We start from the raw sequence: 14,589 nt of genomic DNA on the forward strand, positions 1-14,589 counted from the left end.
CGCGTTCGCGCTGATGCTACCTGCGAGTAGGCCGAACGGCCGAAATTGTGATCGACGCGGGTGTTTGGATGAATACATGAGCTTCACGCGCTGGGGTCCGCCGATCGACGTCCTCCCGCTGTTCGCGCGGGAGGAACAAGCCCTGCTCGACGTCCTCACCGGATTGGACGCGGCACAGTGGTCCGCGCCGACGATGTGCGCGGGCTGGACCGTGCACGATCTCGCCGCCCACATCCTGGGCGACAAACTCGGCAGGCTGTCCCGCGACCGTGACGACTACCGGACGACGGCGCCGCGCGAGGGTGAACGGTTCGGCGACTTCATCGACCGGATCAACGACGAATGGGTGGTCGCGTGCCGACGGCTGTCCCCCGAGGTGCTGTTCGCGATGCTGGTGGACAGCACCTCGCAGATCGCGGAGATGTTCGGCCGCGCCGACCTCGACGCGATCGGCGAGCCGGTGAGCTGGGCCGGTGCCGAACCCGCGCCGGTCTGGCTCGACGTCGCCCGCGAGTACACCGAATTCTGGGTGCACCAGCAGCAGATCCGCGAAGCCGTCGGCGCCCGGATACTCGACGAGCGCGAGTTCCGCGGACCGGTGATCGACACCTTCATGCGGGCACTGCCGCACACTCTGCGTGACATCGAAGCGAGGACAGGGCGGCAGGTCGCCTACACCGTCACCGGCCAGGGCGGTGGGAAGTGGACCGCGCAGCGGACCGCGGAAGGCTGGGTGCTCGACAGTGTCGCGCCGACGTCACGCGCGCCCCTGGCCTCGGTGATGACGGACGCGGACACCTTCTGGCGGCTGTGCACCCGGAACCCGGCGGACCGGGACCGGGTCACCACCAGCGGGGACGAAAACGTTTGCGCCGTCGTGCTCGGGATGACGTCGATCATCACATCGAGTAACGGCTGACCTTCTCCGGGTGGATGAGGAGCCGGACGAGCTCCAGGGTTTGGATGCCGGCGAGTTCGCCCGCGTGGGCCGGGTCTTCGAGGTCCCAGTAACGCTCGGCGAGCCGGGCGGCCAGCTCGTACGCCCCGTCGGGCTCCACCGTGACTCGACCGGCGACCGAAATCCAGCGTTCGCGTTCACCGACCGGCGCGGCCACGATGATCGACGCGCGGGGATCGCCGCTCACCTTCCGGACCTTGGGCGAGTCCTCGGGCGTGAACAGCTGGATGGTGCCGTCGTCGGCGGCTTCGAACCACACCGGCCGGACCGGACCGTCGGCCACGGTCAGGAACCCGTGCAGGGGACGGCGGAGGAATTCGAGGTCTTCGGCGGTCAGCATGAGCACGATTCAACCCGGCGGGCTTGGACGTGCCCATAGGTGAAAAGCCGGATCACCTGTGTATTCGTCTAGCCTCGTAGCTGTGGACGTCTTCAGTGACCTGATCCGCGGGGTGCGGTCCCACGGCTCGTTGTTCGGCAGTTCGACCCTGTCCCCGCCCTGGTCACTGCGTTTCGTGGACGGCGCGCCGCTGACCCTGTGCGCCGTGCTCACCGGGGCGGGCTGGATCGTGCCGGAGGACGGCCCGCCCGAGCCGCTTCGCGCGGGCGAGACGATCATCGTGCGCGGCCCGGCGACGTTCGCCTTCGTCGACGAGGTCGGCACGACGGCCGAGCCGATCGCGTGCGGCGAGCACTGCGCGACCCCCGAACAGGGCGGGACCAAGCACCGCCTCGGCTGGGTCGACGACCCCGGCGGCGAGACGACCTTGATCGTCGGCGCGTATCCGGTGCGCGGCGAGATCGGCCGCCCGCTGCTGGACGCGCTGCCCGTCGTGCTGCGGGTGGACGCCGGGGGCGCGGGCGATCCCGTGCTGGACCACCTCGCCGCCGAGGTCGCCATCGACGCGCCGGGTCAGCAAGTCGTCCTCGACCGGCTGCTGGACTGGATGCTGGTCTGCTCCCTGCGCGAATGGTTCGACCGGCCCGGCGGTGAGCCCCCGGCGTGGTGGGCGGCTCAGCGGGATCCGGTGGTCGGCGACGCGCTGCGCCTGCTGCACGCCGAACCGGCGGCGCCGTGGACGGTCGGCTCGCTGGCCGGGCGGACCGGGGTGTCCCGGTCGACGCTGGCCAAGCGGTTCGCCGATCTGGTCGGGGAACCGCCGCTGACCTACCTCACCCGCTGGCGTATGACCCTCGCGGCGGATCTCCTGGCGGGCGAGGAGTCCACGACGATCTCGGACATCGCCCGCACCGTCGGCTACTCCGACGCCTTCGGGTTCAGCGCGGCGTTCAAACGCGTGCGGGGCGTCAACCCCAGCGAGTTCCGGACCGGCGTCGCTCAGCGCAGCTGATGCCGGGACTTCTTGGCCTGCTTGCGCAATTGCAGGATCCGGGCACCGCCGACGAGCGCGACCAGCGCGCCACCGGCGATCACGGAGAACAGCATCGCGACGGCCAGCGGCATGCTGCCGGACATGCCCAGGAAGTGGACGGTCGCCGTGTCCTGGTTCTGGAGGATGAACACGAGCAGGAACACCAGCACGATCAGCGCCACGATGACGGCGATCCACGTGCCGCTCACCCGGGTGCGTTTCAGCTTCGGGCCTGCCTCGAATTTCCCGCTGTGGCGCGCGCCGGCGGCTTCGGGCGGCTTGACGGGCTCGACCGGAACCTCGGCGGCGCCCTCCTGCGGCTGCGTCATGCAGGACAGTGTCCGCCGAAGTCCGCGCGATCGCGCTCTCAAGCGTCCGAACGGGTGACCTCGTCCGCCACGCGCAGCACGCGCAAGGTGTTCTCACCGGCCAGCTTCGCGCACTCTTCCTCGCTCCAGCCACGTTCCAACAGCGCGGCGAACAGCACCGGATACTTCGAAACGTCTTCGAGGCCTTCGGGCAGCGTCGCGACTCCGTCGTAGTCCCCGCCGAGGCCGATGTGGTCGACACCGGCCACTTCACGCGCGTGTTCGATGTGCGCGACGACGTCGTCGATGGTGGCCTTCGGCTTCTCGGGCCCGCCTCGCTCGGCGGTGAACTTCGTGCGCTGGTCGATGTTCCGGTAGTCCTTGCCCGCGGCTTCCATGTCCTGACGCAGCTGGTCGTCCCACTCGGAGACCTTCGGCGAGATGAAGCCCGGCACGAACGTCACCATCGCGACGCCGTCCTTGGCCGCCAGGGTTTCGAGGACGTCGTCGGGGATGTTGCGGGCGTGGTCGTTGACCGCGACGCACGAGGAGTGGCTGAAGATCACCGGCGCGGAGCTGACCTCCAGCGCGTCGCGCATGGTGCTCGGAGCGACGTGCGAAAGGTCGACCAGCATGCCGATCTTGTTCATCTCGCGGACGACGTCACGGCCGAAGTCGGTGAGCCCGTCGTGCGCGGGTTCGTCGGTGCCGGAGTCGGCCCAGGTGGTGTTGTAGTTGTGCGTCAGCGTCATGTAGCGGACGCCGAGGCGGCGCAGGATCCTCAGCACGCCAAGGGATTCGGCGATGCTGTGGCCGCCTTCGGCACCCAGCAGGGAAGCGATCTTGCCGTCGCGGAAGGCGGCTTCGGCCTCGTCGGCGGTGTCCACGAGGGCCAGGCGATCGGGGTATCGCTCGGCCATCTGGTGCACGATCTCGATCTGTTCGAGGACCGCCGTCACCGCGCTGTGCCCCTCGAACTGGCAGGGCACGTAGACGGACCAGAACTGCATCCCGAGCCTGCCTTCGGCGAGCTTCGGGAAGTCGGTGTGCAGATGCGGCTGGTGGACGGTGAGGTCCGTGCCTGCCACGGCCTCGACCGGATCCGGCCCGGTCGTGACCCGCAGCTCCCATGGCAGATCGTTGTGCCCGTCCGCGAGGAGGACCCTGTCGAGCAGGGCTTGGGCGCGGACGAGGTCCCCGTTAGTCATCGGACGATTTTACGTTCGCGTGCTTTGCTCTCCCCGCCGCGGGTTGAGCCACCCCGCGGCCGCTACCAAACCGTTGCCGGTCACCTGATGCCCGCCGGGATGCCGGTGGGCGACGACCTCCGCGTCACGTTCGCGCAGGTCACGGACGAGTGTCTCCGCCGAAGCCAGCGGCGCCATCGGATCGTGTTCGCCGTTCGACAGGAAGACCCGCGTCCCGGACAGGTCGTTCCGCGGCGGGTCCGGCAGCGGTGACATCGCCGCGAACAGCGCGGCCTCCCGGACGGCGTCCGGGCGGAGCAGGGTCACCGCGGCGGCGATGTTCGCGCCGTTGGAGAACCCGATGGCGACCAGCCGCCGGTCCCCGAGGCCGTACTCCTCGCGCGAGGCGGCCACGAAATCGGCCAGCTGGTTCGCGCGGAGGACGACGTCCTCGTGATCGAAGACGCCTTCCGCGAGCCGCCGGAACCAGCGCGCCGCACCGTGTTCCGACACCGGACCGGCGGGCGCGAGCAGCGCGGAGGCCGGGCTCAGCTGACGCGCGAGCGGCACGAGGTCGTCCGGTCCGCCGCCGGTGCCGTGCAGGAGCAGCAGCACCGGCTCGTCCGGCGATCCCTCGACGTACTTGTGCTCCAGCGATTCCGGCGCGGTCATCGCGGGTTGTTCTCGCTCGGGAGGTCCAGCTTCGGCAGCATCGCCTCGATGTCCTCGCGCTTGGGCTCCAGCCACGGCGGCAGCTTCAGCGCGCGGCCGAGTTCGAGCAGCGGCTCGTCGATCGCGAACCCGGGTTCGTCGGTCGCGACCTCGAGCAGGGTGCCGCCCGGTTCGCGGAAGTAGATCGAGCGGAAGTACTGACGGTCCAGGATGGACGTCACGTTCACGCCGTCGTCGATCAGCTCGTCGCGCCACGCGGCCTGGGTCGCCTCGTCGGGCGCGCGCCAGGCGACGTGGTGCACGGTGCCCGCCGCCACGAGCCCGCGCGGCGCGTCCGGCGTCACGAGGACGTCGACGAGCGCGCCGGGGCCGCCTTCTCCGGCGGAGAACCGCAGACGGTTTTCCTCCTGGTTCACGAAGGTCAGGCCGAGCCCGTCGGTCAGCATCCCGGCGGTCGCGTCCTCTTTGGACACCGACAGCGTGACGGAGTGCAGGCCGCGGATCGCGTGCTCGGCGGGCACGAGTTTCGTGTCCCACGGGTCGCGCGGGTCGCGCTGCGGATGGGCGACGAGGGCGAGCTTCAGGCCGTCCGGGTCGGCGAAGGTGAGTGTCTCCTCGCCGTCGGAGTTGCGGATCTGGCTCGTCTCGACGCGGTTTTCGGCGAGGTGCCGCTTCCACCAGCCGAGCGAGGCCTCCGGCACGGAGAACGACGTCGTGGTCGCCTGGCCGGTGCCGTGACGGCCCTTCGGCGCGTCCCGCCACGGGAAGAAGGTCATCAGCGAGCCGGGCTTGCCTGCCTCGTCGCCGTAGTACAGGTGAAAGGTGCCTGGGTCATCGAAGTTGACCGTCGTCTTCACCAGCCGCAGGCCGAGGGCCCGGGTGTAGAAGTCCACGTTGCGCTGGGGATCGCCACCGATGGCGGTGACGTGGTGCAGGCCCGAAGTCTTGATCGACATGGTGCCCCTCCTCTGGGAGCCGGTACAAGAAAGCTAACTCGGAAACATCTCGCGCGCAAGATATATTCCTGAAAGAGTTTTGGGTGTACCCTCGCTCGCGTGACAGTGGTGAAATCGGGGGAACCGAACGACGACGAAGTGGTCACGTGGTGGGGCCTGGTGATCGAGGGCTACCTGGCCACGCAGAACAAGCTGATGGGCGAGATCGCCGAACGGTTCGGCCTGGCGCCGGCGTCGTTCGACATCCTGATCAGGCTCGTGCGCTCACCCGAGCACCGGATGCCGATGACGCGGCTGGCCGTCGAGGCGGCGTTGTCCAGCGGCGGGTTCACCAAGGTCGCGGACCGGCTGGTCGCCGCGGACTTGATCTGCCGCGTGCCCAGCCCGGACGACCGGCGCGTCACGTTCGCGGCGCTCACCGAGCACGGCCTCGACGTCGCGGAACAGGCGCGGGAGGCATGCGCGGAGATCCTGCGGCGCATCGTCCTGGCCCCGCTCGGTGACGACGCCTCCGGCCTCGCCGAAGCCATGCGGACCCTGCGGACCGTCAACGGCGCTTGAGTTCCGCCTTCAAACACGCGAGTTCCGCTTCCAAGCACGCGAGTTCCGGCTTCAAGCACGAGTGTCGTCCCTCTGATCACGCGTGTCGTCCGTCCAGTCACGCGAGCCGGCCATCGAGTCACGTCGGCTCGGCTCGCGGTTTCGGCGAACTCGCGTGCTCAGAGGCGGGACTCGCGTGATTGGAGGCGGGACACGCGTGATTGGAGACGGATCTCGCGTGATTGAAGGCGGGACTCGCGTGATCAGACGGACGACACGTGTGATCGGGTGGACGTCAGCCGGGCAGGGGTGAGGCGGGGTCGGGCTGGTAGGCCTGGACCTCGTACATGTCCCGCACCAGTTCCCGGATGACGTTGCGCCGGATCTTCCCGGTCGCCGTCTTCGGCAGTTCGCCGAGCTCGACGACGCCCCGCGGCCGTTTGAACGACGCCAGCCCGGCCCGGCAGAAGTCGATCAGCTCGTCCGCGTCCAGCCGCTGACCGGGCACGCCGACCACGCACGCGACCGGTTTCTCGATGCCGTCGGCGTCGAAGGCGGCCACGACCGCGACCTCGGCGACCGCCGGATGCTGGAGCAGCCTGTCCTCGACCTCGGCGGGCGAAACCCAGATCCCGCCCGGTTTCAGCATGTCGTTGAACCGCCCGAGACAGGTGTAGGTGCCGTCCGCGTCGCGCACGAAACTGTCGCCCGTCCGCAACCATTCCCCTTGGAAGACCTGCTTCGTCGTCTCGTACCGCGCCCAGTACCCGGTCGCTATCGACGGTCCGGCGACGAACAGCTCACCGGGCTGCCCGTCCGGCACGGGGTCGCCGTGTTCGTCGCGCAGCGCGACTTCGTAGCCGGGCACCGGGATCCCTGTGCTGCCGGGGCGAACCTGGTGCGGCCGGTTGGTCAGGAAGACGTGCAGTGCCTCCGTCGAGCCGATCCCGTCGAGGATCTCGACGCCGAACCGGTCGCGAAACCGTTCGTAAAGCGCGGCGGGCAGTGGTTCCCCCGCCGAAACCGCCTGTCGTACCGAGACGAACGTGTCGTCGGGGATGTCGCTGGCGAGCAACGCCGCGTAGAAGGTCGGGACGGCGAAGAACAACGTCGGCCGCTCCGCGCGGGCCCTGGCGGCGATCAGTCCCGGGGTCGGTCTCGCCGGTTCGAGCAGCGTCGTCCCGCCCGCCGCGAGCGGGAAGAACGCCGAATTCCCCAGCCCGTAAGCGAAGAACAGCTTCGGAACGGAAAGGAAACGATCGTTCGGCCCGATGTCCAGCACCCCGCGCGCGTAGGTCTCGCAGACCGCGCGGATCCCCGCGTGCCGGTGCATCGCGCCCTTCGGCTTCCCCGTCGTACCCGAGGTGTACAGCCAGAGCGCGGGCGAATCCTCCCAGGTCGCCGCCGGTTCGAAACCACTTTCGTCCACTGTGGACAGATCGCTCCACTCGTGCGCGCGGACCCCGGGCGGCAGTTCGGCCGCTTTGGCCCTGTCCAGCACGACGTCGGTGACCTCCGGCGCCAGCCCCAACGCGATCGTCGCCTGCGCGGCGAACTCGCCGGAGACGCACAGCACCCTGGCGCGCGAGTCGGCGAGCACCTTGCCCAGGTCCATACCGGTGACCATGGTGGACACCGGTACCGCGACCGCTCCGGCCAGCATCGCGCCGAGGATCCCGGTGAGCAGCTCGACGTCGTCGACCATGCAGAACAGGACCCGCTCCTCGGGACGGACCCCGATGGCCTTCAGCCCGGCCGCGAACCGGCGGGTCTCGGCCGCGAGCTCCGCGTACGTGAGACTTCGCCTGGGGGAAACGACGGCGTTCTTCGCCCCACGCCCTTCCGCCGAATGCCTGTCGAGCAGGTAGCTCGTCGCGTTGAACCCGGTAGCAGCAGCGGTCACGGGCGCACCTTCTATCGGCTCAGGTCAGGTAAACGTATTCGTAATCGAACGGTTTCCCATTGATGCCCTGGCGTGGCGGCGCCACCCAGCTCGCGATCTTTCCTCGCTCGTACACCGGGTGCATCAGCGATCGGACGAAGGTCAGGTCTTCGGGAGTGGGCAGCCACTTGCGTTTGCCGGCCAGCCAGGTCCGCTCGTCGACAACGGTGCCGTCGGGCGTCACATGGTGGCCGGAGTTTATGCCGACTTCGCGATTGAATCCAGGGTGCGGGAGGACGAATCGGAAGTCGATACCGGCCTCGTCGAGGATCTTGTTCCAGCGGTTGACGCCGGTCTGGCAGTCGGCGCGGTACTCCTCACGGAGGTCGAGGTTCAGCAGCAGGATGGCCTGGTGTTCCTCGGTCTCCCAGGTGCCGTCGGCTCGCGGCCGGGACAGCGACCCGGCGGCGTCGGTGAGCTTGTGGTCGTCTTTGCGGCGGGCCTCCTGCCAGCGGCCTTTCAGCCCGGCGGTGTAGTAGTTCGCGGCGTTGGTCGAGGTCTCTCCGCCGAAGAGGTCGAGGGAGACCGTGTAGTGGAAGTTGAGGTAGCGCTGGATCACTTCCAGCGGGATCCCGCCGTGTGCGGCGATGTCGAAGGTGTCGTGTTCGCGGACGAGTTCGGCACTGCGGGTGACCACCCGGTCGACCCCCGTGGTGCCGACGAACATGTGGTGCGCCTCTTCCTTGAGCATGAATTCACAGGTACGGGAAAGAGGGTCGAAGCCGCTTTCCTTGAGGGTGCCGAGCTGATACTTGCCATCGCGATCGGTGAAATAGGTGAACATGTAGAACGCGAGCCAATCCGCGGTCTCCTCATTGAAGGCGCCGAGGATACGCGGGGCGTCCGGACTTCCGGAATTCCGGAGCAGGAGACCTTCCGCTTCGTCGCGGCCTTCCCTGCCGAAGTAGGCGTGCAACAGATACACCATCGCCCAGAGATGGCGGCCTTCTTCGACGTTGACCTGGAACAGGTTCCGCAGGTCGTAGAGGCTCGGCGCGGTGAGCCCCAGCAGTTTCTGCTGTTCGACCGACGCGGGTTCGGTGTCGCCCTGGATGACGATGAGCCGTTGCAGGTCGGCGCGGTATTCACCGGGAACCTGCTGCCAGGCCGGTTCCCCGCGATGCTCGCCGAAGGTGATCACCCGGTCCGGGTCCGGCTCCGCGAGGAAGATCCCCCAGCGGTAGTCGGGCACGTTGACGTGGTCGAAATGCGCCCAGCCGTCCCGGCCGACGCTGACCGCGGTGCGCAGGTACACGCCCTGGGTCCGCAAGGTGGGGCCCATTTCGCCCCACCAGTCGAGGAACTTCGGCTGCCAGCCCTCCAGCGCCCGCTGGAGCCGCCGGTCCCCGGAGAGATCGACGTTGTTGGGGATGCGCGCGTCGTAATCGATCTTGGTGGGCATGAGCTGTTCAAACCCGCTTCCTGTCGAAGACGGCCTTCTGACCGGTACCGTAGCGACGCAGCGCGCCCTCGGGACCGGATGCGTTCGGACGGGTGAAGATCCAGTTCTGCCAGGCGGCGAGCCTGCCGAAGATCTTGCTTTCCGTCGTTTCGGGGCCGACGAACCGGTGATTCGCCTCCATTCCGGTCAGGGCGTCCGGACTGAGCGAGGCCCGCCCCTCCAGCGCGATCCGGATCTCGTCCGCCCAGTCGAGGTCGTCCGGGGCGTCGGTGACCAGGCCGAGGTCGTTCACTTCCGCCGGGCTCAGCGGTTCGCCGCGTCGTTCCGCGAGCTTCGCGACTTGGCCCGGGTCGCCGAAGAAACGGGACTCCAGACGGGTCAGGCCGTTGCCCATCGGGAACCGGCCGAAGTTGGCTTCGGACAACGTGATCGACGCGCGTTCTTCACTGTCTTCGTCGTCGATCGGCGGACCGTCCAAGATGTACTGCCGGTCCGCGGCGAGCGCGAGTTCCAGCAGGAGCCCGGCGAAGCAGCCGCCGGGCTCGATGAGCGCGATCAGGCTGCGGCTGGTGACGTCGAGACGTTTCAGCGTCCGCTTCCAGTAATGGACGATTTCGTTGCTCAGACAGTCTTTCGCGTCGAAAACGGCGCGTTCGTGCTCCAAGACCTTCGCGGGATCGCCCTCGGTGCGGAGCACCCACGTGCCGAGTCCGGGTTCGTTGGTGCGCAGGCGAAGGATCGCGTCGTCCAGCTCCCGGGTGACGTCCAGTAGCCAGCCGTCGTCGTCTTCGGGCCCCTTGACGGTGATGGTCGCTTCGGACCGGCTCAGTGAAATGTCGACATAGCGATGCGTGAGCGGCGCCAGTTGGACACCTTCGCCGTCGAGCCGCTCGGTCGTCCGCGCGAGTTCCTTGGCCCTGACCAAGACGGCTTCGCGGAAACCCTTGCGCGGCACGAGTTCGTCGACGAGCCGCCAGTCGACCGCGGTCCGCCCTTTGACGCCGTCCGGCCGGGTGGCGAAGACGTCGGCGAGGTCCCGTCGCACACCGCGTTTGTCGACCACCCGGGTGAGCCCGCCGGTTCCGGGAAGGACCCCGAGGAGCGGGACCTCAGGCAGTGCGACCGTCGAAGAGTTGTCGTCGACCAGCAGGATCTTCTCGCAGGCGAGCGCGATTTCGTACCCGCCGCCGGCGCACGTGCCGTTGACCGCGGCGACGTAGAGCTGACCGGAGTGCGCGGTGGCGTCCTCCATGGCGTTGCGGGTCTCATTGGTGAATTTGCAGAAGTTCACCTTCCACTCGTGCGACGACGACGCCAGCATGCGGATGTTCGCCCCGGCGCAGAAGACGTTGTCCTTCGCGCTGGTCACGACGACCACGCGGACCTCGGGATGCTCGAACCGCAGCCGCTGCGTCGCGTCGTACAACTCGATGTCGACGCCGAGGTCGTACGAGTTGAGTTTGAGCTCGTAACCCGGGACGAGCCCTCCGTCGGCATCGACGTCGAGTTCGAGCCACGCGACGTCGCCGTCGGTGGACAGTTTCCAGTGCCGGTATCCGCTGGGATGACGTTCGAACGTCACCGATGTGGTCCGCGTCACCCTTTCAATTGTCTACATTGCACTGATTACCGTCAATGTTCTGTAGAAAGTTGGTCACGAAGGGCGGACAGGAGCAGGTCGAGGAAGCGCCCCCAGTCGGAACCCGTCCGGATGACGGACGAAAGGGCGCCGACCAGCAGATAGACGTCGGCGACGGTGCAATCCGGACGGACGAGGCCTGCCGCCTGGTCGTGGGCGATGACCTCCGCGACCACCGCTTCGAGTCGTCCGCGGGCGCCGCCGCGCGGCTCGCTCCTGGGTCGCCCGCGGGCCGAATCGATGGCGGCGGTGAGACCACGATCGCGGGACAGCAGTTCGCCGACGTACCGGAAATAGCGCTCCAGACCGGAATCCTCGCCGAAGCACTGCGTCCGGGCGTACTCCTCGATCTCCGCGAAGCGATGCTCCGCGGCCGCCTCGACCAGCGCCTGCCGATCCGGGAAATGGCGATACACGGTCCCCACACCGACGCCCGCCGCGCGGGCGATCTCCGGCATCTGCACGTCGTCCCCGCGTTCGGCGAACAGCGCCCGCGCGGCCTCCGTCACCCGTGCCCGGTTGCGCTCCGCGTCCGCTCGCGGCTTGGTTGACAACCTGCCTCCCTCGCGATTAAGTGGAAACGGAATCCGCTTCCGTTTGAAGGAGAGCATAGCATGTCGATGGACCGTTTTCTGCTGCTCAAGCCCGGCGAGGCGCGACCCGGCCGCGTGCCGCTGCCGTCCGCGTTCAGCGTCAAGGCGATGACCGAGGACACCGAGACGCGGTTTTCGTTGCTGGAAGTCACCCTGGCCATGGACATCCCGCGGCACGCGCACCACGAGGCCGACGAGTGCATCTACGTCCTCGAAGGCGAACTCGGGATCGATTTCGACGACGAAAGCCACGTCGCGACCAAGGGCACGTTCGTCTTGCTGCCGCGCGGCGTCCCGCACGCGCTACGCCGCGTCTCCGCGCCGCCCCGGGTCCTTCAGATTTCCTCCCCCGGCGGCTGGGAGCACTACCTGGAAGACCTGTTCGAGGCGGGACCCACCGTCTTCACCCAGGGCGCGATCGATCCGGAGAAGATCAACAAGGTCGCCGCGCCCCACCGCATCACCTATGGCACCTGAGCGGGGGTGGGCACCCGGTTGAGCTTCGCCGCCGCCCAGGTCGCGAAGCCCCACAGCAGCAGCGCCGCGGCGCCGTCGGTGAAGATCGTGGCGAACCAGAACGCCGGGATCCGCGGCACGCCGGCCAGGAAGTGCCCGAGGCTCGCCAGTCCCGACAGCGAGAAGACCATCAGGAGCACGAGCGCCCGCCAGTAGCGTCCGCGCAGGTAGTCGCGGTAGCCGGCCAGGCCGATCGCGGTCAGGACGAAGTACACGATGGCGACCAAGGCGGCGGCGACACCGACCGGGATCCCCTCGATCTGCGGGTAGTCCGCCACCCTGATCACGTTGTGCGCGTAATGCAGCGTGGTGGACAGCAGCGTGAAGGCCAGGATCAGCCGTAACGCGGTGAGCCCTTGGGTTCGCAGAGCTTCCATGTTCGCCCCCCTTGCGATTTGATAGATCGCTCTAGCGAGAGAGTAGCTCATGGTGGGTGGGAGCTGAAGGGGTGCGGTGAGGCGTCGGTACAGGTGGTCGTGAGTGGCAAGTGGGGTTAGAACGACACTTGCCACTCACGACCACCCCGGCCGACGCGTCACCGCAGCCCCATCGGCTCTCGGAAATGTCGGTGGGGGCGCGTAGACAAGAAGGAGTGCCCGAAGCGCCCGTGCCCCTGATCGGGGTCGAGAACCTGAAGATGCCCGAATGGGCCGCGGTCGACGAGACCGTGGCCGAGGCGGGGATGGCCAAGGCCATCCGCGCGCTCCCGTCGGCCGTGGCCATCGTGCTGCGGCTGGCCTGGCGGACGTCGCCGCGGCTTACCCTGCTCGCCGGCGTCGTCCACATCCTTTCTGGTTGTGTCACCGCGTTCGGCCTGCTGGCTACGGCGAACGTGTTCATCGCGCTGCTGGAAAGCGGGCCGACGCCGGAAAGGGTGCTGGAATCGTTGCCCGCGCTGCTGATCGTCGTCGGCACGTACGCCCTGCGCGCGCTGCTCGACACGGCGGTGGCCGCGGTCGAGGGCGCGCTCCGGCCGCGGATCGTGACCTCGGCGGGCGACGAGGTCACCGCCGCGATGGTCCGGGTCCGGCTGCTGGCCTTCGAGGACGCCGATTTCCGGGAGCTGGCCAGGCAGGGCGCGCGATACGGGGTCCGCTCGATCGAGATGAGCCTGCGCTGGCTCGCGGATCTGACGTCGGCGCTGATCTCGCTGATCGCCGCGCTGGTGGCGGCGGGTCTGCTCAACCCGTGGCTCGCGCCGGTGCTGTTGCTCGCCGCGGTGGCCGACGGCTGGGCGGCGGCCAAGGTCGCGCGGCTGAACTACCGGCATTATCTCGACACCGTCGGCCGGAACATCCGGAAGGGGATCGTCGAGGAAGTCGCCACGTACCGCGAATTCGCCTTCGAACGGCACGCCCTCACCTTGCAGGAGCCGTTGCTCGGCGAGTACCGGCGGATCACCGAAAGCCTGATGCGCGAAGAGGTCCGGCTCGCGCATCGCAGCAACCTGGTCCGGCTGACCGGCCGCGCGGCGGCCGGGGTGGGGACCGCGATCGCGTACCTGGTGCTCGGCTTCCTGCTCTACAGCGGCCAGATGGAACTCGCCCTCGCCGGGACGGCGGCGCTCGCGATGCGGACGGCGTCGAACTCGCTGTCCATCACGATGCACGCGGTGAACTCCCTGTACGAGGAGTCGTTCTACATCGCTTTCTTCCACAAGCTGCTCGTGGAATCCGGGAAACGCGGCCCGCTGAAGGACGGGATCGCCGCCCCGCCGGATCCGGCGGAGATCCGGCTGGACGACGTCACCTTCACCTATCCCGGCCAGGAAAACCCCGCGCTGCGCGAGGTTTCGCTGACCATCCGGCGCGGCGAAGTGGTCGCCCTCGTCGGCGAGAACGGTTCGGGCAAGACCACGCTGGGCAAACTGCTCACCGGGCTGTACCCGCCTTCGGAGGGAAAGGTGTATTGGGACGGCGTCGATCTCGCGGGCGCCGATCACGAGTCGGTGCACGCGAACATCGCCGTGATCGCCCAGGATCCCGCCGAATGGCCGATGACCGCGGAGCACAACGTGACCGTCGGCAGGCTCGGCCGCGAAGACCCGGATCGCGTCGCCTGGCTCGACGCGATCACCTCCTCCGGCGCCGACGAGGTGATCGAATCCCTGCCGGCCAAGGAGAAAACGGTGCTGTCCAAGAAGTTCGACGACGGGCAGGACCTCTCGGGCGGGCAGTGGCAGCGGATGGGCATCGCCCGCGGGATCTACCGTGACGCCGCCGTCCTGGTCGCCGACGAGCCGACGGCCGCGCTCGACGCCAAGGCCGAGGCGCGGGTCTTCGCCGGGCTGCGGCACGCGAGCGTTTCCGGGGCGGGCAGGCGCACGACGATCCTGGTGACCCATCGGCTGGCCAACATCCGCTCCGCGGACCGGATCCTGGTACTGGAGAAAGGACGACTGATCGAACAGGGCACGCACGCCGAACTCATCGAGGAAGGAGGCCTCTACCACGAGCTTTACGAGATCCAAGCTCGCGCGTATCGCGGTGAGTAGTCACACTGT

15 protein-coding genes are annotated in these 14,589 nt (G+C 68.3%); 5 read left to right on the forward strand and 10 right to left on the reverse strand.

Translation table 11 applies throughout. The features are described 5' to 3' along the window. The first annotated feature begins 76 nt into the window (after window positions 1-76). Window positions 77-919: a maleylpyruvate isomerase family mycothiol-dependent enzyme gene (locus CFP71_RS25710; protein WP_093936509.1), complete on the forward strand. Its 843-nt coding sequence runs from the start codon at window positions 77-79 to the stop codon at window positions 917-919. On the opposite strand, the gene CFP71_RS25715 is transcribed toward CFP71_RS25710, so the two are convergent. After that, a complete protein-coding gene (locus CFP71_RS25715; protein ID WP_093936510.1) occupies window positions 900-1,298 on the reverse strand; it encodes a pyridoxamine 5'-phosphate oxidase family protein in 399 nt (132 codons plus the stop codon). The genes CFP71_RS25710 and CFP71_RS25715 overlap by 20 nt on opposite strands. 82 nt (window positions 1,299-1,380) lie before the next feature. On the opposite strand from CFP71_RS25715, the gene CFP71_RS25720 reads away from it, so the two are divergent. Next, window positions 1,381-2,310 (forward strand): AraC family transcriptional regulator, encoded by a 930-nt coding sequence (locus CFP71_RS25720; protein WP_093936511.1) that lies wholly within the window; start codon window positions 1,381-1,383, stop codon window positions 2,308-2,310. Here CFP71_RS25720 and CFP71_RS25725 read toward each other — a convergent pair. From CFP71_RS25725 to CFP71_RS25740, 4 genes are read right to left on the reverse strand one after another with little or no spacing between them, the layout of a single operon-like run. Beyond that, window positions 2,298-2,660 carry a LapA family protein gene (locus tag CFP71_RS25725; protein ID WP_093936512.1) on the reverse strand — a complete coding sequence of 121 codons (363 nt, stop codon included), beginning with the start codon at window positions 2,658-2,660 and terminating at the stop codon, window positions 2,298-2,300. The two genes, CFP71_RS25720 and CFP71_RS25725, sit on opposite strands and share 13 nt — an antisense overlap. 38 nt (window positions 2,661-2,698) lie before the next feature. Beyond that, window positions 2,699-3,847: a dipeptidase gene (locus CFP71_RS25730; protein ID WP_093936513.1), complete on the reverse strand. Its 1,149-nt coding sequence runs from the start codon at window positions 3,845-3,847 to the stop codon at window positions 2,699-2,701. 9 nt (window positions 3,848-3,856) lie between these two features. Continuing rightward, window positions 3,857-4,498, reverse strand: coding sequence for an alpha/beta hydrolase (locus CFP71_RS25735; RefSeq protein WP_093936514.1), 642 nt, complete (start codon window positions 4,496-4,498; stop codon window positions 3,857-3,859). Continuing rightward, window positions 4,495-5,454: a ring-cleaving dioxygenase gene (locus CFP71_RS25740; protein ID WP_093936515.1), complete on the reverse strand. Its 960-nt coding sequence runs from the start codon at window positions 5,452-5,454 to the stop codon at window positions 4,495-4,497. Before CFP71_RS25740 ends, CFP71_RS25735 begins: the two co-directional genes overlap by 4 nt. A 99-nt stretch (window positions 5,455-5,553) precedes the next feature. Here CFP71_RS25740 and CFP71_RS25745 point away from each other — a divergent pair, with 99 nt between their 5' ends. Continuing rightward, complete coding sequence (locus CFP71_RS25745; RefSeq protein WP_208636035.1) at window positions 5,554-6,015, forward strand: MarR family winged helix-turn-helix transcriptional regulator; 462 nt, start codon at window positions 5,554-5,556, stop codon at window positions 6,013-6,015. 274 nt (window positions 6,016-6,289) lie between these two features. Here the strand turns inward: CFP71_RS25745 and CFP71_RS25750 are convergent, their stop codons facing one another. From CFP71_RS25750 to CFP71_RS25765, 4 genes are read right to left on the reverse strand one after another with little or no spacing between them, the layout of a single operon-like run. After that, window positions 6,290-7,897, reverse strand: coding sequence for a benzoate-CoA ligase family protein (locus CFP71_RS25750; RefSeq protein WP_093936517.1), 1,608 nt, complete (start codon window positions 7,895-7,897; stop codon window positions 6,290-6,292). A gap of 19 nt (window positions 7,898-7,916) precedes the next feature. Next, the gene (gene boxB, locus CFP71_RS25755) at window positions 7,917-9,338 is read right to left on the reverse strand and encodes a benzoyl-CoA 2,3-epoxidase subunit BoxB (RefSeq protein ID WP_093936518.1); all 1,422 of its coding nucleotides are present in this window, start codon (window positions 9,336-9,338) and stop codon (window positions 7,917-7,919) included. 7 nt (window positions 9,339-9,345) lie between these two features. Further along, entirely contained in the window at window positions 9,346-10,938 is a 1,593-nt protein-coding gene (gene boxC / locus CFP71_RS25760; protein WP_093936519.1) for a 2,3-epoxybenzoyl-CoA dihydrolase, read from the reverse strand. 32 nt (window positions 10,939-10,970) lie between these two features. Further along, window positions 10,971-11,531, reverse strand: coding sequence for a TetR/AcrR family transcriptional regulator (locus CFP71_RS25765; protein ID WP_244199827.1), 561 nt, complete (start codon window positions 11,529-11,531; stop codon window positions 10,971-10,973). A gap of 60 nt (window positions 11,532-11,591) precedes the next feature. On the opposite strand from CFP71_RS25765, the gene CFP71_RS25770 reads away from it, so the two are divergent. Next, on the forward strand, window positions 11,592-12,047 hold the full coding sequence (locus CFP71_RS25770; RefSeq protein WP_093936521.1) for a cupin domain-containing protein: 456 nt from the start codon (window positions 11,592-11,594) through the stop codon (window positions 12,045-12,047). On the opposite strand, the gene CFP71_RS25775 is transcribed toward CFP71_RS25770, so the two are convergent. Beyond that, entirely contained in the window at window positions 12,035-12,463 is a 429-nt protein-coding gene (locus tag CFP71_RS25775; RefSeq protein ID WP_093936522.1) for a hypothetical protein, read from the reverse strand. The two genes, CFP71_RS25770 and CFP71_RS25775, sit on opposite strands and share 13 nt — an antisense overlap. A gap of 215 nt (window positions 12,464-12,678) precedes the next feature. Here CFP71_RS25775 and CFP71_RS25780 point away from each other — a divergent pair, with 215 nt between their 5' ends. Then, window positions 12,679-14,580 (forward strand): ABC transporter ATP-binding protein, encoded by a 1,902-nt coding sequence (locus CFP71_RS25780; RefSeq protein ID WP_167406269.1) that lies wholly within the window; start codon window positions 12,679-12,681, stop codon window positions 14,578-14,580. Window positions 14,581-14,589: the final 9 nt, after the last annotated feature.

Source organism: Amycolatopsis thailandensis, assembly GCF_002234405.1.
Taxonomy (GTDB): domain Bacteria; phylum Actinomycetota; class Actinomycetes; order Mycobacteriales; family Pseudonocardiaceae; genus Amycolatopsis; species Amycolatopsis thailandensis.

What these genes read in the sequence shown, in the direction of transcription:
- CFP71_RS25710 (WP_093936509.1), top strand. Translation starts at nt 77, where the DNA reads ATGAGCTTCACGCGCTGGGGTCCGCCGATCGACGTCCTCCCGCTGTTC.
- CFP71_RS25715 (WP_093936510.1), bottom strand. Translation starts at nt 1,298, where the DNA reads ATGCTGACCGCCGAAGACCTCGAATTCCTCCGCCGTCCCCTGCACGGG.
- CFP71_RS25725 (WP_093936512.1), bottom strand. Translation starts at nt 2,660, where the DNA reads ATGACGCAGCCGCAGGAGGGCGCCGCCGAGGTTCCGGTCGAGCCCGTC.
- CFP71_RS25730 (WP_093936513.1), bottom strand. Translation starts at nt 3,847, where the DNA reads ATGACTAACGGGGACCTCGTCCGCGCCCAAGCCCTGCTCGACAGGGTC.
- CFP71_RS25735 (WP_093936514.1), bottom strand. Translation starts at nt 4,498, where the DNA reads ATGACCGCGCCGGAATCGCTGGAGCACAAGTACGTCGAGGGATCGCCG.
- CFP71_RS25740 (WP_093936515.1), bottom strand. Translation starts at nt 5,454, where the DNA reads ATGTCGATCAAGACTTCGGGCCTGCACCACGTCACCGCCATCGGTGGC.
- boxB (WP_093936518.1), bottom strand. Translation starts at nt 9,338, where the DNA reads ATGCCCACCAAGATCGATTACGACGCGCGCATCCCCAACAACGTCGAT.
- CFP71_RS25770 (WP_093936521.1), top strand. Translation starts at nt 11,592, where the DNA reads ATGTCGATGGACCGTTTTCTGCTGCTCAAGCCCGGCGAGGCGCGACCC.
- CFP71_RS25775 (WP_093936522.1), bottom strand. Translation starts at nt 12,463, where the DNA reads ATGGAAGCTCTGCGAACCCAAGGGCTCACCGCGTTACGGCTGATCCTG.